18 protein-coding genes are annotated in these 19571 nt (G+C 59.5%); 7 read left to right on the plus strand and 11 right to left on the minus strand.

Features of this window, described 5'->3' with window-relative positions; translation table 11 throughout:
• Positions 1-1029: TolC family protein (locus tag A3AI_RS0129855; RefSeq protein ID WP_051382534.1), on the minus strand; the 1029-nt coding region annotated here is incomplete at its 3' end.
• A 1093-nt stretch (positions 1030-2122) separates the two neighbouring features.
• Here A3AI_RS0129855 and A3AI_RS50130 point away from each other — a divergent pair.
• Positions 2123-2449: a hypothetical protein gene (locus tag A3AI_RS50130; protein ID WP_024519098.1), complete on the plus strand. Its 327-nt coding sequence runs from the start codon at positions 2123-2125 to the stop codon at positions 2447-2449.
• A gap of 746 nt (positions 2450-3195) precedes the next feature.
• On the opposite strand, the gene A3AI_RS0129865 is transcribed toward A3AI_RS50130, so the two are convergent.
• On the minus strand, positions 3196-3624 hold the full coding sequence (locus A3AI_RS0129865) for a hypothetical protein (RefSeq protein ID WP_024519099.1): 429 nt from the start codon (positions 3622-3624) through the stop codon (positions 3196-3198).
• Positions 3625-5234: 1610 nt separating this feature from the next.
• Here A3AI_RS0129865 and A3AI_RS48070 point away from each other — a divergent pair.
• Both A3AI_RS48070 and A3AI_RS0129890 read left to right on the plus strand, forming a co-directional pair.
• Positions 5235-5474: a hypothetical protein gene (locus A3AI_RS48070; protein WP_156928001.1), complete on the plus strand. Its 240-nt coding sequence runs from the start codon at positions 5235-5237 to the stop codon at positions 5472-5474.
• Between the two features lie 850 nt (positions 5475-6324).
• Positions 6325-7437, plus strand: a complete 1113-nt coding sequence (locus tag A3AI_RS0129890; RefSeq protein WP_024519103.1) for a DUF2336 domain-containing protein — start codon at positions 6325-6327, stop codon at positions 7435-7437.
• A 216-nt stretch (positions 7438-7653) separates the two neighbouring features.
• Here A3AI_RS0129890 and A3AI_RS0129895 read toward each other — a convergent pair whose 3' ends face one another.
• Entirely contained in the window at positions 7654-8238 is a 585-nt protein-coding gene (locus A3AI_RS0129895; RefSeq protein WP_024519104.1) for a TetR/AcrR family transcriptional regulator, read from the minus strand.
• 141 nt (positions 8239-8379) lie between these two features.
• On the opposite strand from A3AI_RS0129895, the gene A3AI_RS0129900 reads away from it, so the two are divergent.
• Complete coding sequence (locus A3AI_RS0129900; protein ID WP_024519105.1) at positions 8380-9348, plus strand: SDR family NAD(P)-dependent oxidoreductase; 969 nt, start codon at positions 8380-8382, stop codon at positions 9346-9348.
• Positions 9349-9524: 176 nt separating this feature from the next.
• On the opposite strand, the gene A3AI_RS0129905 is transcribed toward A3AI_RS0129900, so the two are convergent.
• From A3AI_RS0129905 to A3AI_RS0129930, 6 genes are all read right to left on the minus strand, one after another.
• The gene (locus tag A3AI_RS0129905) at positions 9525-10922 is read right to left on the minus strand and encodes a dihydrolipoyl dehydrogenase family protein (protein WP_024519106.1); all 1398 of its coding nucleotides are present in this window, start codon (positions 10920-10922) and stop codon (positions 9525-9527) included.
• A gap of 97 nt (positions 10923-11019) precedes the next feature.
• On the minus strand, positions 11020-11790 hold the full coding sequence (locus A3AI_RS0129910; RefSeq protein ID WP_024519107.1) for an SDR family oxidoreductase: 771 nt from the start codon (positions 11788-11790) through the stop codon (positions 11020-11022).
• An 18-nt stretch (positions 11791-11808) separates the two neighbouring features.
• Positions 11809-12501, minus strand: coding sequence for a haloacid dehalogenase type II (locus A3AI_RS0129915; RefSeq protein ID WP_024519108.1), 693 nt, complete (start codon positions 12499-12501; stop codon positions 11809-11811).
• A gap of 22 nt (positions 12502-12523) precedes the next feature.
• Positions 12524-13372, minus strand: coding sequence for a haloacid dehalogenase type II (locus A3AI_RS0129920; protein ID WP_084801060.1), 849 nt, complete (start codon positions 13370-13372; stop codon positions 12524-12526).
• Positions 13373-13392: 20 nt separating this feature from the next.
• Positions 13393-14079, minus strand: coding sequence for a haloacid dehalogenase type II (locus tag A3AI_RS0129925; protein ID WP_024519110.1), 687 nt, complete (start codon positions 14077-14079; stop codon positions 13393-13395).
• Between the two features lie 19 nt (positions 14080-14098).
• Entirely contained in the window at positions 14099-14959 is an 861-nt protein-coding gene (locus A3AI_RS0129930) for an alpha/beta fold hydrolase (RefSeq protein WP_024519111.1), read from the minus strand.
• Positions 14960-15423: 464 nt separating this feature from the next.
• Here A3AI_RS0129930 and A3AI_RS0129935 point away from each other — a divergent pair, with 464 nt between their 5' ends.
• From A3AI_RS0129935 to A3AI_RS0129945, 3 genes are all read left to right on the plus strand, one after another.
• Entirely contained in the window at positions 15424-16074 is a 651-nt protein-coding gene (locus A3AI_RS0129935; RefSeq protein WP_024519112.1) for a response regulator transcription factor, read from the plus strand.
• 228 nt (positions 16075-16302) lie between these two features.
• The gene (locus A3AI_RS43655; RefSeq protein ID WP_084801072.1) at positions 16303-17340 is read left to right on the plus strand and encodes a helix-turn-helix transcriptional regulator; all 1038 of its coding nucleotides are present in this window, start codon (positions 16303-16305) and stop codon (positions 17338-17340) included.
• A 44-nt stretch (positions 17341-17384) separates the two neighbouring features.
• A complete protein-coding gene (locus A3AI_RS0129945) occupies positions 17385-18083 on the plus strand; it encodes an alpha/beta fold hydrolase (protein WP_024519114.1) in 699 nt (232 codons plus the stop codon).
• Positions 18084-18212: 129 nt separating this feature from the next.
• Here A3AI_RS0129945 and A3AI_RS0129950 read toward each other — a convergent pair whose 3' ends face one another.
• Together A3AI_RS0129950 and A3AI_RS0129955 are read right to left on the minus strand one after the other, a co-directional pair.
• Complete coding sequence (locus tag A3AI_RS0129950) at positions 18213-18698, minus strand: sigma-70 family RNA polymerase sigma factor (RefSeq protein WP_024519115.1); 486 nt, start codon at positions 18696-18698, stop codon at positions 18213-18215.
• A gap of 173 nt (positions 18699-18871) precedes the next feature.
• Entirely contained in the window at positions 18872-19264 is a 393-nt protein-coding gene (locus A3AI_RS0129955) for a response regulator transcription factor (protein WP_024519116.1), read from the minus strand.
• Positions 19265-19571 lie beyond the last annotated feature (307 nt).

Genomic DNA, 19571 nt, shown 5'->3' on the forward strand with positions numbered 1-19571 from the left:
CAGATTTTCCTTGGACTGCCGGATCAGAGAATATTCGGCGCCACCCTGATAGATCGGAACGGTGAGCTGCGCCGCCACACCGGCATTAAACGAGCGCTGGGTGATCAAGGTCTGCTCGTAGGCCTCCTGCGCCGTGGCTTGCAGGTTCACCGTCGGCAGCAGCGCCCCTTCATTGACCTTGACCGTGAGNAAGTTCACGTCGATGCCGTACATCGCAGCAGTGACGTTGGGATTTTCGATCAGGCTGATATCGACCGCCTGCTGCAGCGTCCCCGGCAGGAAGCGATCGACCGGCGAGCCGGGCGCGAGATTTCGCGGCTCGCTGCCGATGATACGGCGGTAGTTCGAGCGCGTCGTGTTCAGTTGGGACTCGGCGGTCAGCTCCTGGGTCTTGCCGGCGGCAAGCTGAGCTTCGGATTGCGCGACGTCGGTGCGCGTCACCTCGCCCACGTTGAAGCGATCGCGCGTCTGCTTCAGCGTCTGCTCGAGCACGCGGACGTTGCTCTTGTTGACCTCGACAATGGCAGAATCGCGCAGATAATCCATGTAGATGCTGGCGGCGCTGAACAGCACGGTCTGTTCAAGCACGCGCAGCGCTTCGCGCGACCCCGACACCTGCGCCTCGGCGGCGCGCGTCCTGTTGGCGGTCTGGTTGCCGTTGTAAAGCGTCTGGTTGATAGTGATGCCCGCGCTGCGCGGCGGATTCGTGCCATGAAGATCGGTACGCACCAACGCGGTCGGCGTGCCTCCCTGGGTGGCGAGCGTATCGGTGTATTGGTAGCCCAGGCTCGCGGTCACGGCGACTTTCGGGCGATAGCCTGACAACGCCTGCGGGACAGCCTCGTCGGTCGACCTCACCTGCGCCCGCTGCGCATTGAGCTGGGGATTGCTTCGATAGGCCTGAACCAACGCACCTTCGATGGTCTCGGAGACAGCCCCACGATCAGGTACCAAGAGCGACAGCGCGGCAACGGCAACGCCGGTCGCGAGCGCGCGCACGAACGAGCTGTTTCCAATCCGAACGATCATAGAAAGTCAAACATTACACACGCTGCACAAGAAGGCTGCGCCACGGCTGTCTGCACAACGGGCGCCGACAAGCATGACTCAAGGTATCGATGAGAATGGTTGGCAATCCGCCCCTTTTTGTCCCCACCGGATCTCCACTTCGATATTGGACGATAGGATCATTCCTTGTCGTTGGTCAACACGAGGTAATTGCCGCAGGCTGAATTCAGCCGTGCGGCGCAGAGATTTCTGAGATGACGATGTCAAGCCCCCGAACGGTAATCCATTTGGGTCACCGAACGATTAATGTCGAAACACCACGCAGCATCAGAAACATCGAACTTGATAAGTCGAGTACTTCCGAAAGTGGGAGATTTGACGGCCGACCAAATCGTCAGCATCCAGCCTTCGCGACAAAGCGCCTCGAGGGCGACTTTCCCCACATGATCATCTCAGAGAGCCGAATGCTGCCCCCCGTATCTGCATCGCCATTCTGCAGTGGTATCCGAAGGCAGTTCCCCTTGTTGCGTCGAGCGCGTCGGTTCTCGCCCCCCTCCACTGTCAGACCTAGTTGTCACTCCAAACCCGATACCTCGTGGGCCTAAGCATCTGGTGCACTGCAGCTCATGCTGCTCATGCTAACTCCTTCGCTTGCTGATTTAGCACACGCGAAAAGCCCGGTGGTCTGGAGGGGCCACCGGGCGGAATCGCAAATATCAGCTGGTATAAAATGGCTATACGTTGAACGGCGGAGGAACGCCCGTCTGTTCGGAAGTCGACAGAAGGAAAGCTTTTTGGCGGCGGTGTGGGAATTGGATCACTAGTGCTCCGCATCAGCGCCAACTTCATACCGCGTTACCGATGCGTGACTATGAGGTTTAAGCGAATTCAATTCGTTTGCACCGCGCCACACAAGGAGCGGCGAGCGATCCGTCATAAAGTGGCGCTCGACGTAGCGGCGCGATCCGGATCGTGGTGATAAGCAAATCTCGTCCGCGGTAAAATCATCTGGAGCGAAGCTCCATCATAAGCTGACTACCTGTTGCAGCTCGGTAACGCCTTCCCGCCCGCGATAACATTATGCTCGGCATTCTTCGGGCTGGAGTGTCATCGCATGTTTGATGTCTATTTGAACGACAGGCGCGATCTGTTGGTCGTGCGCAAGGGATTTCCAATTCCGGTTGCTGGTGCGTCAGGAAGATGGCGCAAGAGGAAGAAGGTCGTCAGCGTCAGTGACGATATCAGGCTCGCCGTGCAGAGCCGCGGTTATTACATGCGCAAGCTGAAGGATTTGAAGAACGACCGCTCAAGATCGGGACGCGGAGAAAGAACGCTCGAGCGGCGGCATGGATTGACAGGACAACAGGCAACCACTGTGAAAACGACAAACTCTGGGTGCAAGCTCACGAGCTTGTCGGACCGCGAAGAGCTGCGCAGTTAAAAAGATAACTCCGCCCAAGGGACCACGATGTGCATGTCGGCAACGGACGTTCGACACCAAAGGCTTGAGCGATATGAGACCTCTGCGGCCGAATGCGAGATACTCGCGCAGCTGGCGGCTGATCGCTCACTACGAACAGAATATGAGTACCTTGCGGCACTCTACCGCTCTCTTGCGGCCGGTTTTCGTGAAGCTCTCGCGATGCACAGGACTGCTTTGGCCAGATTGAGCCTGCAATAGTTGAGCATCATCGGCCCCGAAGGGGCGCGGTTAGCTGGCGCAAAGCGCGCAATGCGCCTTCCGAAAGATGATCCTCAATCAAGAACCTCGAGCGCGATAACAATTCAACCCGACTCATCGGGCTTTAGCCGATTGGCTTGACCAACCGGCGTCAACTGGCGCTCTTGAATGCCGTTCTTGTGCAGACCGTCGGCCATCTGGTCAGCTTGTGGCATTCGCAGATGAACATACGGACCGTTTCGCCCTGTTTCGGATCAAGCATCTTGCCTACAAGGCGAGGCTTGCTTCCACATCCTTGGCAAATGGGAGGCTCCTCGTCCAGCTTGATGGTTAGAAAGCTCATGATGGCCTCGCTGCCAGACGTCGACGCGACAGGCAAGCGTGAGCTCCCGCGAGCTCGCCTTGCCTCTCACCGCCTCACGTCTTTTGCTTGCGCGCGTGAAATTCTTCAATCACGACTGTGGCATAGGTCATTGTTCGATGACATTGCCCTTGGCCAGACCAGCTCAGTCCGCACCGCTTCCTTCCGACATTCTGCGCTTGACCTCTTCGCAGGTCTTGCGGACATCCTGGGTGAACACCGCACAATCTTCTATGCGCTTGAAGATTCTTTTGGCTTCCTCACGATAGGCTGCCGCAGTGTCGCGCATATAGGCAATGGCATTATGGACTTCCGCAGTCATAGCCTCGCATTTCTTGGCGGCGTCGATTAGCTCCGCGCCCATCGATTCAATCTCTCTCGCGGCCACTTCATAGTCGCGCACCACCGCCTCGGCGCTCAGCGCGCCAACGCGGGAGACGCCCTGTTGGTGCTCCACGTAATCGGGCAACGCGATTGAAGCCAATGATCCTCCGGGACGAGACCCGGTGATATCTGCTTCAAGTTGAGCCAAACTGACTTCAGTACTCTTTCGGAGCTGTTCGATATTCCCCATTGGTAAATCCCCGTAATACACATGGAAGACCCCACAACGTCAAAAGCTTATCAACAGAATACTCAGTGTAAACCGAACTATGTATTTGACAGCCTTCTAATTGCCACGATTTCGCTGCGCCACGAACCCGGCGCCGGACCTGACATGCCGTATTTTCAAAGAACCTGCATCGAATTCTTCCTCTTCGGTGAGGCTGATCCGCACCGCTTGTGCACGCGGCCGAAAAGGTTCTTTCGCGCCACGCAGCGCTGGTGCGGGATCGTTCAGCTACTTCAGAAAAGGACAAGGATGGCCACCGCAGGGCCCGTGTGGCGACCGCGCACCCGCGTTATTCAGGTGCGCACCGCCCGCCTGGATGACCGCTTGGGTTGGTCTACGTGCCGGCGCAAGACCTCGCGCATAGCTGTTATCGCACCCGCCAGGCTCATCGCGGCCGCTGCAATCCAGCTGCCCAGTCCTGAACACGGACAGCATTTCTAAGGCCAGCGGATCACCTCCCAAAGCGGCCCGAGCGAACCCAGCGAGAACGGGCAGTTGAGAATTTTAGACTGTTCATTCGGCTACGGCTCTGGCCGCGACGATCGCAGCGCAAAAATTCAAATAGCATTCCGTGATTGAGCGATGCGTTCTAACGCTGGCCTAGTCGCGGTTGATTTCCTACGGGAAGCACCAAATCCGGGGCCGGGTCCAGCGGGCCGGCTATTTGGGGCTACCCCATTGGGCTCGATGCAGGGAAGCAAACGGGGATGGAAATCGCCGACGGAGCGGCCAGTTCGCTTTACGACCTCTACGGTTTTGAAAACGACTAAGGCGAGCGCTGCAACTTGAGGAAATGGTCTTTGGGAGAGATCATTGAAGCTTTGGCTTAACCGACGAGCGATCGGCATCGGACGCTGTAACAAGCCGCCAAAGCTCGCCGCAATGGTCTCCTAATACCATTTTCGCGCGCTCTAGCGCCGCTTCGTCATCAATACAGTCGAGGTCGACGGCCCCCTCAACGTCGCCGCGCTGATCCAAAATATACAGACGGTAATGCGGCATTAAACTGGCCCGTTTGAGAAATGACCTCAATCCATGAACGCGAATGTATACCGATGATCGCAAACAGCATGCGCGGAGCGCGACAGTTCTATTGGGTGAGCTAAGCGGGTCAGTTTCGCTTCTAGAGGCTGCACCTAGACTAGCTTTGATTTTCCAAAACGTATCTGTAACGAGCCAATCACACTGAGCAAAGCCAATTTCGCGCGCATGCTGCGAGGCGACACCATTCCTCGTCTTGCCTAAACGATAGAGCGCGAACGATCACTGGCAAACGCCGCCTTTCCTGCGGTCCTCAGAAGAAAACTCGGCTTGATCATGATGGCCGGATACGCCTGTGCAACGCAGCAGCCCGAGCCGCAGCGATTTGCGACGAAAAGGCCGCTAAAGAAATATCGGCCCCTCGGAGGTAATCAGGACATCCTTTCGCGCAGTCGCCCGCTGGCGACCTTCGCGGCAGACTGCCGTGTCTTCATCGGATTTTCACCTGTCAGGTCCTCCGGTGAACACGCGGACCCGCGCGCCACGCGGCGGGTCGTCCCGCACGGCACTTTAATAAGGTCCCTGACCAAATGGGCATGATGCTTTGCGATTACCAAGCCGAGTCAAGAACGGCCGCGCAGATGGCGGATGCAGCAACGAGTGAGATCGATCGATCCGATTGGTTATTCCTTGCCCTCGCGTGGCAAGCACTGGCGCGCAGCTATGGCGGCCACGGCGCTGCTCTCGAACAAAATCCGCCTGCTCAGGCTGGCGTAGAAGATCAGCTGCCTCAGCAAGCCCGGCGCGATGGTCCCACTACCGACGCGTGATTGCCAAGGCCCCCGTCCACTTGGATGTTGCATCGATCACCCGCTCCGCGACCTCGACCATCCGATTGCCAAGGGGTTGGGGATCCTGCTGGAGACGGCGCCTCTGTTCGCACCTGCAACTGATGCAGATTGATCAACTGACCGGCCGTCGCTCATCCCAGAGGATAGTCAATCGTCCCAAATGCGCTCACCGCAGCTGCATTCGAACATATGGATCATCTGCCCGGTGTGCTCGTTCATGACTGTTCGCACAAGCACCAGCTTTTCCCCACAGAAGCGACAACGCCTAATCGAGGAGCTTTCGATCTCTGCGACTTTATGCGCCCGATACAACTCCACGGCCCACTCCCCATCAAAAGTGAGACACACCATTGGCAATGGTGAATACTGTTCTTTGGAAAAAATCTTGTCGCAACGAAAACATCCCCGTGGTGCTTTACTGTCGTAAGTGGGACAGTTTCTGGCCAATTAAGTCACCGATGATCGCCAGCGGCCAGGCAGGAGCGACACCCTGGTGAGCCTTGCCTCCTGCAAACGAGTGCATGGGGATACCGTCCCTCCTCCGTCGCCACGACCTGAGATCAGCCGCGCAGTTCGCTTCTCGACGCGCTTGCGGCTGTTGCCGGCCTGCATTCTGCGGCGAAAATGTCAGGTGCCGTCTACACCCAGCAATGGCCCGTTCCACGGGCCAAAGGAGCGAATTCTAACGTACCTGTTTGCAATCTGTTAATCTCGCCAAGGTTAGCGAACGGAATTTTACAATTCTTTCAATTCAAAGAGGAGTACTACGCTGTCGGCGCATGTTTGAAAGCCCATTTCACATTGTTTTTGCGGCAATTGAGCCAGTCAGATGGTTGATCGTACATCGTTCCTAGCCGATCTGGAGGAAGCGGTTTCCAAAGGCACCGCCGAAAGCTGCTTGCAGGCCTTATGGCATGCAACTGACGTTCTGATTGCCGGGTCGTATTCGGAAGAACATATCTGGACGTTCGGAGAGATAATCGGTCGGCTTGCAAGGGAAATTGAACTTGGCGCTCGCGTTAGACTCGCAAGCAAGTTGGCCCGCAGCAACAACGCACCATTCGACGTTGTCAGGAAACTCGCGTCCGACGATTCAATAGACGTTGCAAAGCCGGTGCTGCAACACTCGAAACGGCTCGACACCAAAACGTTGGTCGCCTGCGCGAGAACCAAAAGTCAGCAGCACCTACTTGCCATATCCCAGCGAGAATCTGTTCCCGAGGCCGTGACTGATATCTTGGTAGTTCGAGGATCGAAGGAGGTTGTCACATCAATCGCTGAAAATAGCGGCGCACATTTTTCGACCTCCGGCTTCCTGCATCTGGTACGACGCTCGGACGGAGATTCCATCCTTGCTGAAAGCGTAGGCTTTCGAACGGATATTCCCAGGCATATCTTCCATCAGCTGATTTCCAAAGCCTCCGACGAGGTGCGACAAAAACTGGCACGTGAGCGCCCCGATATGGAGAGCCGCATCCAGAGTGTCGTTACCGATGTTGCTGGTACATTCCATGCCAGGTTTGGTCCGGCCTCGAAGGATTATTTCATCGCAAGACGAACAGTGGCGAAACTCCATCAGTTGGGAGAACTCACCCAAGAGAAGGTCTTCGAGTTGGCCCATGCGTTGAAATTCAATGAAACGGTAGTTGCCCTGTCGCTATTGTGCTTCGTACCGATTGATATCGTCGAGCGTGCACTGGTCGACAGAAATAGGGAACCTGTGCTGATCTTGGCGAAGGCTCTGGGCTTCTCATGGACGACAGCGATGTCGCTGCTCTTCTTGGGCGCGCCGGATTATCGAATTACGGCTGGGGACCTGGATCAGCTGAAAATCGATTTCTTTAAACTGAATGTAGATACCTGTCTTCGCGTTCTCGCTATCTATCGATCGCGAAGGGAGGCGGCAGCTCACGACTCTCTACCACGGAGATATCCGAACTAAGAGAACGCCAGCAATTTCAGGCGCCCTCGCTGGCCACTTGCCGCGCTGGCGTCGACGCCACTGCAGAGGCATCGAAGGCAACACACATGGCGTTGTCAAACCCGCGGACCCGGTCTGGCGGATAGCTGCCCGAGGTCAAAGCGATATCAGAAACGAACGGCTACGGCGCATCGTAACGGATCCGCTGCTTGAGAAGGCGAAGGCCGAAGATATGACTCATGTCCTGATCCGGATCCCCGCGATCAGGATGTCGACCATGCGCTTGGCGGCCTGCTTCCCGTCCGGTCCCGCGCTGATGCTGGCAACGCCAGCCAATGCGCGCAGCAGGTCCAGCGGGTCGATATCCAGTCGAACGTCGCCGCTTGCGACCGCACGACTGATCAGCTTTGCAATTGCCCGCTTCATTTGCTCAGTGGACGCCGAGTACAGCTCGGTCGTGCCGCCGACGATCGAGTTCAGCGCCTCGTACATGCCATGCTTGGCGGCTATATAGTCCACGAACAACAGCAACCATTCGCGCAAGGCGCCGGTCGGAGACTGTGTATCGGCCAACCGCGTGGCGGCGGCGACGAGCTGCTCCGTCTCATTGCGGTAGACCGCCTCCATCAGCGCGTCGCGCGTGGGAAAATGACGGTAGAGCGTCCCAGCCCCGACACCCGCAGTCCGCGCAATCTCATCGAGGCTGGCCCCAGGTCCTTTTTCAGCAAAGGCAGCCTTCGCGGTTTCGAGCAAGCGGATGCGGTTCCGCTGCGCGTCGGCGCGCGGCTTGCGGGCGATAGCGGTTTTCCCCTCATCAACCACGCCGAAAATACCCCTTGATAAACGGAGAATGTCTCCGTATTTAAAACGGAGACACTCTCCTCTTAAGCCAAAAGGGCTTGACAGACAATGGTTTGCCCACCCAGGGGAGATCTGTGCCCAAAAAAGGTGAAGGAGTTTGTCATGACCAATGGCTTCGGGGCCACGACCACCACCGATGATGTGCTGGCGGGAAGCGATCTCAGCCGAAAGCGCGTGCTTGTGACTGGCGTGTCGGCCGGGCTCGGGGTGGAGACGGCGCGCGCGCTGGTGGCACACGGAGCCCAAGTGGTCGGTGCGGCGCGTGACCTCCCAAAGGCGGAGCGGGCAACGAAGGATGTCCGCGCGCAATCGGCGAACGGCGGCGGCCTTGAGTTGGTGGAGTTGGATCTCGCTTCGCTCAACAGCGTGCGCGCCTGCGCCGAAGCGCTGGTCGCCGATGCCCGCCGCTTCGATGTCGTTATATGCAACGCCGGCGTCATGCGGACACCGTTCGGCCACACCGCCGATGGGTTCGAAACGCAGTTCGGCACCAACCATCTCGGCCATTTCCTGCTCGTGAACCGCATCACATCGCTGATCGCGCCGGGCGGCAGGCTGGTCAGTGTCGCCTCCTCCGGCCACCGCTATGCGGACGTCGATCTCGACGATCCCAATTTCGAGCGCACGCCCTATGACCCGAGCATGGCCTATGGCCGCTCGAAGACCGCCAACATCCTGTTCGCTGTAGAGTTCGACCGGCGGCACAAGGCGGGCGGCGTACGGGCAACCGCGGTGCACCCAGGCGGGATCAAAACCGAGCTTGGCCGCCATATGCAGCCCGGCGAACTCGACAAGATCGTAGCGCAGATCAATGCGCAATTGGCAGCCGACGGCCAGCCGCCCTACCAGTGGAAGACGATCCCGCAGGGAGCCGCAACATCGGTCTGGGCCGCTTTCGTCGCGCCGGCGGAGGATGTGGGCGGCCGCTACTGCGAAAACTGCCAGATGTCGCCGATCACTGAAGGGCTGGTCAGTCCGGCAAGCCCCGGTGTCAGACCCTACGCGCTCGATCTGGAGCGCGCCAAAGCGCTTTGGGCGAAGAGCGAGGAGATGGTGGGCGAACGCTTCTGAGCCCTCCCGACCGTCAAAAGGAGACCTAACATATGACTCGAAGAAATTGGCTCATCACCAGTGCGAGCTGCGGCTTTGGTCGTATCGTGATCGGGCGTCTCCTCGCAACGAGCCAGTAACAACCCTCTGGCGCGGCCGTCCCAATTTGCGGTTCCGGCCGACTTGCGACTGGCGGATCAGGCGGACCGCGCCGGGACGTTCCCCAGCAAGGGCCCCAAGCCTTCGGCGACGGTCAAATGCGTGATGACGGCATCACGCAGCTTCGGATAAGGCAGCTCGGCGAGTATCGCTGTCTGTATTGCAGCCATCACTTCGCCTGCCTCGGAGCCGATCATCGTGAAGCCCAGGATACGGTCGTCGTTCGCCCCGACCAGCACCTTCATGAATCCTTCCGTTTCGTCGGTCGCCTGCGTTCGCAGCACATTTCGCATCGGCAGATTTGCCACGCGCACTGGGATACCTTGCTCCCGCGCTTGACGCTCGGATAGGCCGACATGCGCGAGTGGCGGATCCGTAAACATCACGTATGGAACGAGCCTATCATCAGTGCCACGATTGCCTCCAGCCATGTTGTCCCGGACAATCCTGAAATCATCGACCGAAACATGGGTGAACTGTGGGCTGCCGGCGCATTCACCGATGGCCCAGATGCCAGCAGCAGTCGTCTCAAGCCTCTCATTGACGCGAATGAATCCGCGCGTGTCCACTGCGATGCCGGCTTTATCCAAGCCGATGTCCGCCGTATTTGCGATCCGGCCCGCCGCAACCAGCAGATGACTGCCCTCGATCTTCCGTTCCCCCGCATCGGTCCGCACGGAGACTGTCACGGCGTCGCCGGACGACCCGTGAACCCCAAGCGGCCTCGTATCTACCAGAATCTTCATGCCTTCACGGCTCAGCAGCGCCCTGATCTCTTCCGATACGTCCGCATCCTCACGCCCCATGATCTGGGGGCCCGGTTCGATAATCGTCACACGGCTGCCGAAGCGGAGATAGGCCTGTGCCAACTCGACACCGGTGTAACCGCCGCCGAGTACGATCAGGTGCGGCGGCACCTCGTCCAGCTCCAGCGCCTCGATGTGAGTCAACGGACGCGCGTCCCGCAGGCCGGGCAGATCCGGAATGGCGGCATGCGAGCCAACATTGACGACAACCTCCTTGCCGTCGAGCAGCCGCATACCGCCGTCGTTCAGCAAGATCTCGATGGCTTTGGGAGCGACGAAACGCCCATTGCCCATGACAAGGTCGACGCCGCTTTCCTTATAGGCCTGCAGATGAAACGCGATCTCACGATCGATCATGTCCTGCTTGCGGGCGCGCACCTTGAGCATATCGGTCCTGACGCCATCCACCAGGGTTCCGAAGCGACCGGCATTCCGCACGAGGTGAGCGATCCGTGCGCTCCACAGCTCGTTCTTGGACGGAAGACATGCGACCGCAGGACACGAGCCGCCGACCCAGCGACGCTCGACGACGGCAACCTTCTTGCCGGACTTGCCGAGATGCCAGGCAAGCAACTTTCCTCCTTGGCCGCTTCCAAGGATGACAACATCAAAATGTTCGGGCTGAGACATCGTAGTTTCCCTTCCTGTGATTGCGGCGACGCAATTGCAGTCGCACAAACCTGCTCGCGTTGCTGAACCAGCGGCGCAGAAGCCGGCTCGACTGGGTTCAGATCGACTTCACCTCACCGCCGTCCATGCGTAGTGTTGAGCCGGTCATCCAGCGCGCGCCGGGCGACACCAGGAACGCCATGAGCTCGGCGATCTCCTCGGGTTCGCCATAGCGTGCGATCCCGGCCTCCTTCGGAAACTTGGCCGTCGCCTCCTCGACCGTCATGTCATGCAACGGCGCCCAGTGCTGCAGATAGGAACGGCGCCGCCCGGTCATGACCGGACCGGGCAGCACGCTATTGACTTGCACACCATCGCTGATGCCGCGGTCAGAGAACGCCTTCGCCAAGGCAACGATGGCGGCATTGATGGTACCGACAGCAGCGTACGGGGCTTTTGGAAACAGTGCCGAATTTCCGGACATCAGCACCACTGCGCCTTTGGCGACCTTGAGCGCGGGCCAAGCGGCAATGGTGAGGCGCCGTGCGCCGTGCAGCTTCAGCGCCAGCCCGCCTTCCCACTGCGCATCGGTCATTTCGAACAAATCGACCTGGGGCACCGCTCCCGCGATGTTGAGCAGGGCGTCGATCCGGCCGAACACCGCCAAGGCCTGGTCGATGACCGTCTGCGCGGTGGTGGGTTGTGCGAGATCGGTCTCGATGACGAGCACTTCGGCACCTGCCGCCCTCGCCGCCTCACCTGTTTGCTCCAGGTTAGCGCGGTTGCGCGCGACAAGGACGAGCGCCGAGAAGTCACGGGCAAGACGAATGGCGGTCGCCCGGCCAATGCCCTGGCTTGCCCCGGTGACAATGGCAACTGACTTCGACATTGGAGGTCTCCTGGTTTCTCAACCGTGCTCAGAACCATGGCGTGCGATGATCTGATCGGCGACCTCGTTGAGATCCTTTCCGATGTATTGAGGCTGCGCTGCCGTATCCAGGACGTCGTTGTTGACGCGCTTGATCAGCCCGGCCTCCCATCCCGCCGCCTGGACCCCGATCGTGTCCCAGGTATGGCAGGCAATCATGCACATCTCCGACGTCGAAGCGCCGAGCCCTCGGGCAACCTCCGCATAGGCCTTCGGCGCCGGCTTGTGCCGCTTGGCCGTGTCGTCAACGCTGAAGCGGCGATCGAACAGATCGACGATGCCGCCATGCGTCAGCTGGCGGCCGGAAATGGCAGCCGTGTTGTCCGTCAGTGTGAAGAGATGAAAGCCCGCCGCCTTCAGCCGCCGCAGGCCCACGGGAACATCGGGGTACGGCGGCATGGTGGCGAACCGATCGGTCAGCTCCTGACGGTCGGCCGCCGTAATCTTGACGCCCCGCGGCGTGGCGATCATGTCCAGCACCGCCCCGCCGATGTCGGTAAATGGCACATAGACGTCGGCGATGGTCAGCGCCTGCGAATAGGTGATGAGTTGCCGAAACCAGAGGCGCACGGTGCCTGGCTCGCCGAACAGGCGTTGAAAGACTGGAGCGACGGTTGTGAGATCGAGAAGCGTTTCGTTGCAGTCGAAAACGATGTTGCGAACCTTTGACATGGAAGACTCCGGTCAGGCGGATTCAAGCGTGCTTCAACTGGATGAGCTCCGCCGCGATTTCGGTCAGGGTCGCTCCGCTGATCTCAGGCTGCTTGAGACCTGGCACGATCAGGGGCACCACGCCGGCCCGCTCGATAAGAGCGGCTGAACAACCGGCTGCGCGCGCGCCGATAAGATCCCAGGGATGCGCGGCGATCATGCACAGTTCGGAAGGCTCAACTCCCATCGCCTTGGCGACCATCAGGTAGGTTTCTCGGGCGGGCTTGTAGCGGCGCACCGTCTCGGCAGAGAAGTGCTGTTCGAACGCATCCCCCAGGCCTGCTGCCTGCAGAGGTCCTCGATCGGAAGTGGCTGGCGCGTCAGTCAGGGTGACCATGCGATAGCCTGCCGACTTCAGCTTCAGAAGGCTGTCGGGAACATCCGGATGCGGCGGCAGCGTTGCCAGGCTCTTGCCGAGCTCGGCGACATCGGCCTCGCTGATGGGAACGTTATGGATATGCCCGAGCATGCGGAGTACGCCCGCGCCAAGCTGACCGAAGGGCACGAACGTATTGGTGAGAGTCGCCGACTCTGAATAGAGAATGGTCTCGCCGAACCAGTCGTCGACGACCGCACCGTTGCCGAATATCCGCTGGAACAGAGGCCGCATCACCTGGAGATCCAACAGAGTCTCCGCGACATCAAAGGCCAGCACCTTGGGTGGCCGATCAAGCGCCTGCGGCCGCCCCCATGTCGGATCCAAAAAGACACCAAGCGCAGCGGCGCCGATTCCTGCAAGAACTGGGCGGCGGCTGATTGGACCAAAATCGTCCATGAAATCACTCCTCTCGATAGTGCTGCCAGCGGCGTGGCGGCGCCGACGGTGCTCCATCCAGCCGGCCGTCCGCCTCGTCAGCCGCGCGGGTTGTGGCGCGCGATCAGCTGATCGGCAACGTCGTTCAAATCATCGCCAACGATCTGCGGCTGAGGACCGACTCCCAGGACATCGTTGCCCACGCGCTTGATCAACGCGGCTTCCCAACCGGCAGCCACAGCGCCGAGCGTGTCCCAGGTGTGGCAGGCGATCAGGCAAAGCTGCGAGGGAGCGACAGCAAGCTCCTTCTCGACATAGGCATAAGCCTGGCGTGATGGCTTATGGTGCTTGACGCCATCGGCACTGAAGCGTCTTTCGAACTGATCGATGATACCGCCGTGCTCAAGCTGGCGGGTTTGCACCTCGAGCAGATTATCCGTGAGGGTGAACAGCCGAAAACCTGCGCCGCGCAGCTTGCGAAGCGCGGCCGGTACCTCGGGATGCGGCGGCATTGCCGAGAACTGCTCCTTCAGCTCCTGCTTGTCCGCATCGCTGATCTTGATGCCCTGCGTGTCCGCCAGCATCTTCATCACGGCAGCGCCGATATCCGTGAACGGCAGGTAGCATCCCGCCACGGTCAGGGCTGCCGAATACATGATGAGGTTCGCGAACCAGAGGCGCATGTCGCGCTTGTCGCCAAAGATGCGCTCAAAGATGGGCTCCATTGTCTGGAGATCGAGGAGCGTCTCATTGACGTCAAAGACGATCAGAGGACGTGCTGGCATGGCATGATTTCCAATTCCGTCACTTGGAGCGCGGGAGAAACTCGCGGATCGCTGTTGCGATCTCGTCGCAATGGGTCTCGAGCGCAAAGTGGCCGGTGTCGAAGAAGCGCACTCGTGCGCCAGGAATGTCCCGCTTAAAGGCCTCCGCGCCCGGCGGCAGGAAGAAGGGATCGTTCTTGCCCCACGCCGCCAGCAAGGGCGGCCTGTGCTTGCGGAAATAGGCCTGGAACTCCGGATACATGGCTACATTGCTCTTGTAGTCGCCAAACAGGTCGAGTTGCACTTCATCCGCGCCTGGACGCGCCAGATAGAAATTGTCGAGCGAATATCCGTCCGGCGAAACCAGGGACGTGTCGGCAACACCGTGGGTGTACTGCCAGATCGTCGTCTCAGGCGAAAGGAAGGCTCTCAGTGCCGCACGGTTGGCGTCTGACGGATTCTGCCAGTAGGCCCGGATTGGGTTCCAGCCGTCGCTGAGTCCTTCCTCGTAGGCGTTCCCGTTCTGCGAGATGATTGCGGTAACGCGCTCGGGATGGCGAACGGCGATGCGAAAGCCGGTCGGCGCGCCATAGTCGAACACGTAAATCGCGAAACGAGCAAGACCGATGACTTCGGTGAACCGCTCGATGACTTCAGCCAGTCGCGCGAACGTGTAGGAGAACGTCTTGCGCGGCGGCATCTCGGTCTGGCCAAACCCGGGCAGGTCCGGCGCCACGAGGCGGAAGCGATCCGCCAGTGCCGGGATCAGCGATCGGAACATGTGGCCGGCGCTGGGAAATCCGTGAAGCAACAGCAAGGCCGGCGCATCGTCGCGGCCGGCCTCCCGGTAGAAAACGTTCAAGCCATCGACGTTGGCCTTTCGATAATGGATTGTCGTCATAAGCGGTCCCCTCACGGTTCCGACAGGTAGCTTCACGGTCTTGTGCACGGTCAAAGCAATTACGCGCTTTGCACAGGCGCCAGCTCCGGCTTCAGTTACCTATTTCGTGGCTCGCTCTGGTTTGGTTACAGGCCGCTGATGACCTCTGCGTCTTCGTCTGCAACGACAATCGGGCGAAGTAGAATGGTGGTAGTTCCGGCCTGGCGCTTAGAGGAGGCGGCGTCTGATTGCCCCGACCGAATAGTTTCCCTTGCGACTTCAAGACCATAACTTGTCAGATCGGCTGTAGGAGGTTATACGATTGTCGGTGGCAATGAGGTGATTGGGGATGGCTCTTCCCTGCGAAGGAACGCGTGAACGCACCAACGGCGCGCTCCCCGCAAGACGGTCACTGTCCATGGAGGACGTCTATGGATGAGAGAAAACACGACCCGTGGCACGACGTTCGCCTTTGCTCTCCTGCTATGCCGATCGAACCAGATTTCAGGAAACAGGCGCGGATGCCGTCTTCCTTCCTTGTTCACATCGTCGATGACGACCAGGCTGTTCGAGAGTCTCTTGGAGACCTGCTCCAATCGATGGACTATCGAGTTGCCCTCTATGGGTCTGCCCTGGATTTTCTCAAGGTTACGTTGCCGGATGCCCCGGCGTGTCTGGTGCTTGACATAAGGTTACCGGGCACGAGCGGCCTGGAGTTGCAGGAATATCTTGCAAGCATCAATATAGGGCTGCCCATCATTCTGATGACCGCCTTTGGTGACATCCCCATGACTGTCAGGGGGATGAAGTTGGGCGCGGTCGACTTCCTCACCAAGCCGATACGAGATCAGGATTTACTCGATGCTGTCGCTGCGGCCATCCGACTGGACCAGGACCGGCGGCAGGATATCGCCCAGATGGCCGAGTTGCGGCAGAAATATGCGCTTCTGACCACTCGTGAACGGCAAGTGATGGCGTTCGTCGCGTCAGGACTCATGAACAAGCAGATCGCAAGCAAGCTTTCTATCAGCGAAGTCACCGTCAAGATGCACCGCGGCAGCGTCATGCGAAAGCTGGAAGCCAAATCCGTTGCAGCGCTCACCCGGATGGCTGAAGCGCTCGACATCACGGTGTGAGACACCTCGCCTTGGGCATTCCGGAGTAGCGTAATCCCGGATTTGGCGTGGCAGCTCCCCATACCAAGGTATGCGCCGAGCCATCACTACCGAGAGATTGCCGGCGTGTTTGGCCGACGACATGGTCTCGGCGCCCATCCCGTCGCTACTCAGCACCTGATGGAATCTCGACACCTCCACGGCGTTGGCCGGGACCGCCGTCGGCTGGATAAGCACAGGATCATGTCGATGGCAGCCTATGCCGAAATCAAAGGGGTCCCGAGGCACAGCTTGCATCAGACCTTCATCGGCACGGCGCACCGTCAGGCGGATACTTGCGAGGACGCGCTCAAATCGGTCGGTGGTGCAGGAACTGTTGAAATCGCTGCTGCCGAACCCACAAGACGTCTCGGCACGGGCTGGCGCTGGTGGTTTTCTGAAACCATCCATGTTCCGATTCGCAGTCAAATCGAATTTCGCTTTCAGGGCCCCAGGCATCTCCTGGCAATGTATTATGAGGGTGTCCGAAAAAGCGGCGAGACGTCAATCGAGGGCTTACCCTCATCAAAGCTTCGACGCTTTGCGCATAAGCTGACCTTCGTGCCCGCCGGATGCGCTTTTCGGGAGCGGCATGAGGCTGCTGCATCGATCTGCATCACGTTTCTCTATCTGGATCGCGCTGCCTTGCAGAGGCCAGAGGCCGGCTATCTCCTCCCGCGAATATTCTTTGACGATGCCCTCGTCTGGGATACGGCGTCCAAACTGAGAGGCACGATCGAGAGCGGCCGGGATAAAAGCCCGTCGTATCTGGCAGCGCTCTCGGATGTGCTCGGCCATGAGTTGTCCTGCGCCGACCAATCTGCTGTTCGCGAGCCGACAGTCCATCGCGGCGGTCTCGCCCGTTGGCAAAAACGCGTCGTCATGGACTACATCGAACAGCACCTGGGAGACCGGGTCTGCCTTTCGAAACTTGCAGAACTCGCTCGGCTGAGCCTGCACCACTTTTGCCGCGCGTTTAAGTACTCGTTCGGAATTCCCGCCCACCAATACCAAGTGCATCGCCGCATGGAAGTCGCAAAGCTGCTCCTCGCGGATCCAGCATCGTCGATCACCGATATCGGGCTCAGTCTGGGCTATGCCCAAACCAGCTCTTTCAGCAGCGCGTTCCGCAAGACGACAGGCTGGACACCGACGCTTTATCGCCGGGAGTTCAGTGAGTCGGATAGGCGACTGATCCGATCTCCTTCGGAGCTCCCCGATGCGTGCAGACCCGAGACCGGTAGATAAAGCCGGTCCACGAGAGCCATTATTTGCCAGAAGAGGTCAATATCATGAATGCATCGGATGCAGAGCCAACGGTGGTGATGGTCCACGGAGCCTGGGCGGACGGATCGAGCTGGAAGGAAGTCATCCGGCTGCTGCAGGCCGATGGCGTCAAGGCCGTCGCAGCACCAATTCCCCTGAGCTCCTTGTCGGATGATGTCCGTGCACTCGACCGAACCCTCGAGCGAACCAATGGGCCGATCGTGCTGGCGGCTCACGCCTATGCGGGCGCGGTGATCGGCTCGACCAGGAGTGATCGCGTCAAAGGACTGGTCTTCGTGGCGGCGCTAGCGCCCGACGAGGGAGAGACGGTCGGCGATGTCTTCTACCGCGAGCAACCGCATCAGCAAGCGCCGCAGCTGGCACCCGACTCCCATGGCTTCATCTGGATGCCGGACTCCGCGTTCCCGGCGGCCTTCGCGCAACACGCTTCGAAGCAGGACAATGCGCTGTTTGCCGCCGTTCAGCGTCCCCTCAACGTGGCCTGCATCCAGGAAAAAGCGCCCAAACCTCTCTGGAAAAGCGTGCCGTCCTGGTACCTCGTTGCGGAGCAGGACCGCATGATCAATCCGAAGACACAGGAATTCATGGCGTCGCGCATGAAGGCAGGCGTCCACCGCATGGACGTCGATCATACCCCGATTTTCACCGCACCCGACAAGGTCGTCGGACTGCTCCGTGAAGCACTCAAGGCAACCCGCCGTTAAGGACTGCGCGGACGGGAGATCGCCCGCAAGCCGCCAGGCGGCAATAGCCGGCAGCGGATCGGCGTTGACGCGAAGCGCGATGGCTTCCAACGGATGCGCGACGCCTCGGCGCGTTCTGCCATAGCCGTATCAGGAGACCAACGTGGCTAATTTCTTCAGGCCGCGATGGATGTTGATCTTGACCAGAGATGCGGACTGGCCGGTTGCGCCGGACGCACGGGCGATGCTGAAGCCCTTCAATTTCACGAGACGTATCACGCTCTCCTGAGCAGGCTTCAACCGGCCAAGCAAGTGATCCAATGCGGCGGCGCTTATCGCGGCGTCCTCGTGATCCTCGATCGGTATTTCCTCGCCGAGCGATACCGCTGAGAAACGCGACGCGTCGCGGATACGGTCGACCCATTTGTAGCGAGCGATAGCATTCACCCAGGCGCCGAACGGTCTCGATGCGACGTAGGTATGACGCTTGGCGTGAATCGCCAAAAGCGCCTCCTGCCTTGCATCATCGGCTGCCGGATGCGGAAGCCGCCGCGCATAATACCGGCGGAGCCAGGCATCCAATTCCCGAAGCAGCTGCTCGTACGCCTGGCCGTCGCCGGCCCGAGCCGCGACCATCAGACTGCCCCAGCGATCTGAACGTCCATCCAAATTCCCACCATGAGCTATTCTCTGCGCGCTTCGCCGAGAATGCACCTCGCAATTGCAGCCAGTTGGCTCCCGAGCCGCCTCCATGACGCTGGGGAGCAACTCCGCTGCTGAGCCGCCGATGCTGTCGCCGGAACCGGTTTTCATTTGAGAAGGCTCCTCTCGATGCATTCGAGCAAGACACTCGTTTCGAACGGTTTTCTGAGAAGGCAAAACGCCCCCGTTGACGCCGCCTCGTCGTCAAGATGTCTTTGGAGCAGGGCTGTGGTCAGGATCACCGGCGTCTTGATGCCCTGCTCCCGAAGCGCGCGGACCAGGCCAATCCCGCCTATTCCTGGCATGTGAACATCGGCGATGATGCAGTCAAAGCTGGAGATGCTGCCGGACGCCAACAGGGTATCCGCCGAATAAAACGGCTCCGCGCGGTAGCCGACCGAGCGCATCAGGTCCACCAGGGATGAACATAACGCTTCATCGTCATCGACGACTCCGACCAAAGGGCTGCCACTGACCGCACCCCCGCCAAGCGTGCACATTCATCGAAGCCCAATGGAGCCGGCACCGACTGCCACCGAGCCTTGGCGGACACTCGATTTCCATTTCGAGCACAGAGCGGTGTCATGTAGCTGTGAGCAGATATGGACAGTGTGACTCATGGTGGGCAACTCCACCGGACGCCAATGGCGTCGAGATTCGCAGCGGCACCATGCCGCCGGCCACCGTCCCTTACAATCTCTCGGTAGTGATACCCAGACCCATACCTAGGTATGGGTCATCCAAAGCAAGGTCAAAGCGCCCTGCTCCTCGCCATGAAACGATGCAGCGCGCATCGAACATCCATCT

Origin of the sequence: Bradyrhizobium sp. Tv2a-2 (genome assembly GCF_000472425.1) — a bacterium.
Lineage (GTDB): Bacteria > Pseudomonadota > Alphaproteobacteria > Rhizobiales > Xanthobacteraceae > Bradyrhizobium.

Coding starts and splice junctions, on each gene's coding strand:
- A3AI_RS50130 (WP_024519098.1), top strand. CDS start 2,123: ATGTTTGATGTCTATTTGAACGACAGGCGCGATCTGTTGGTCGTGCGC.
- A3AI_RS0129865 (WP_024519099.1), bottom strand. CDS start 3,624: ATGGGGAATATCGAACAGCTCCGAAAGAGTACTGAAGTCAGTTTGGCT.
- A3AI_RS48070 (WP_156928001.1), top strand. CDS start 5,235: ATGGGCATGATGCTTTGCGATTACCAAGCCGAGTCAAGAACGGCCGCG.
- A3AI_RS0129890 (WP_024519103.1), top strand. CDS start 6,325: ATGGTTGATCGTACATCGTTCCTAGCCGATCTGGAGGAAGCGGTTTCC.
- A3AI_RS0129900 (WP_024519105.1), top strand. CDS start 8,380: ATGACCAATGGCTTCGGGGCCACGACCACCACCGATGATGTGCTGGCG.
- A3AI_RS0129905 (WP_024519106.1), bottom strand. CDS start 10,922: ATGTCTCAGCCCGAACATTTTGATGTTGTCATCCTTGGAAGCGGCCAA.
- A3AI_RS0129910 (WP_024519107.1), bottom strand. CDS start 11,790: ATGTCGAAGTCAGTTGCCATTGTCACCGGGGCAAGCCAGGGCATTGGC.
- A3AI_RS0129915 (WP_024519108.1), bottom strand. CDS start 12,501: ATGTCAAAGGTTCGCAACATCGTTTTCGACTGCAACGAAACGCTTCTC.
- A3AI_RS0129920 (WP_084801060.1), bottom strand. CDS start 13,372: ATGGAGCACCGTCGGCGCCGCCACGCCGCTGGCAGCACTATCGAGAGG.
- A3AI_RS0129925 (WP_024519110.1), bottom strand. CDS start 14,079: ATGCCAGCACGTCCTCTGATCGTCTTTGACGTCAATGAGACGCTCCTC.
- A3AI_RS0129930 (WP_024519111.1), bottom strand. CDS start 14,959: ATGACGACAATCCATTATCGAAAGGCCAACGTCGATGGCTTGAACGTT.
- A3AI_RS0129935 (WP_024519112.1), top strand. CDS start 15,424: ATGCCGATCGAACCAGATTTCAGGAAACAGGCGCGGATGCCGTCTTCC.
- A3AI_RS43655 (WP_084801072.1), top strand. CDS start 16,303: ATGGCAGCCTATGCCGAAATCAAAGGGGTCCCGAGGCACAGCTTGCAT.
- A3AI_RS0129945 (WP_024519114.1), top strand. CDS start 17,385: ATGAATGCATCGGATGCAGAGCCAACGGTGGTGATGGTCCACGGAGCC.
- A3AI_RS0129950 (WP_024519115.1), bottom strand. CDS start 18,698: ATGGTCGCGGCTCGGGCCGGCGACGGCCAGGCGTACGAGCAGCTGCTT.
- A3AI_RS0129955 (WP_024519116.1), bottom strand. CDS start 19,264: ATGTGCACGCTTGGCGGGGGTGCGGTCAGTGGCAGCCCTTTGGTCGGA.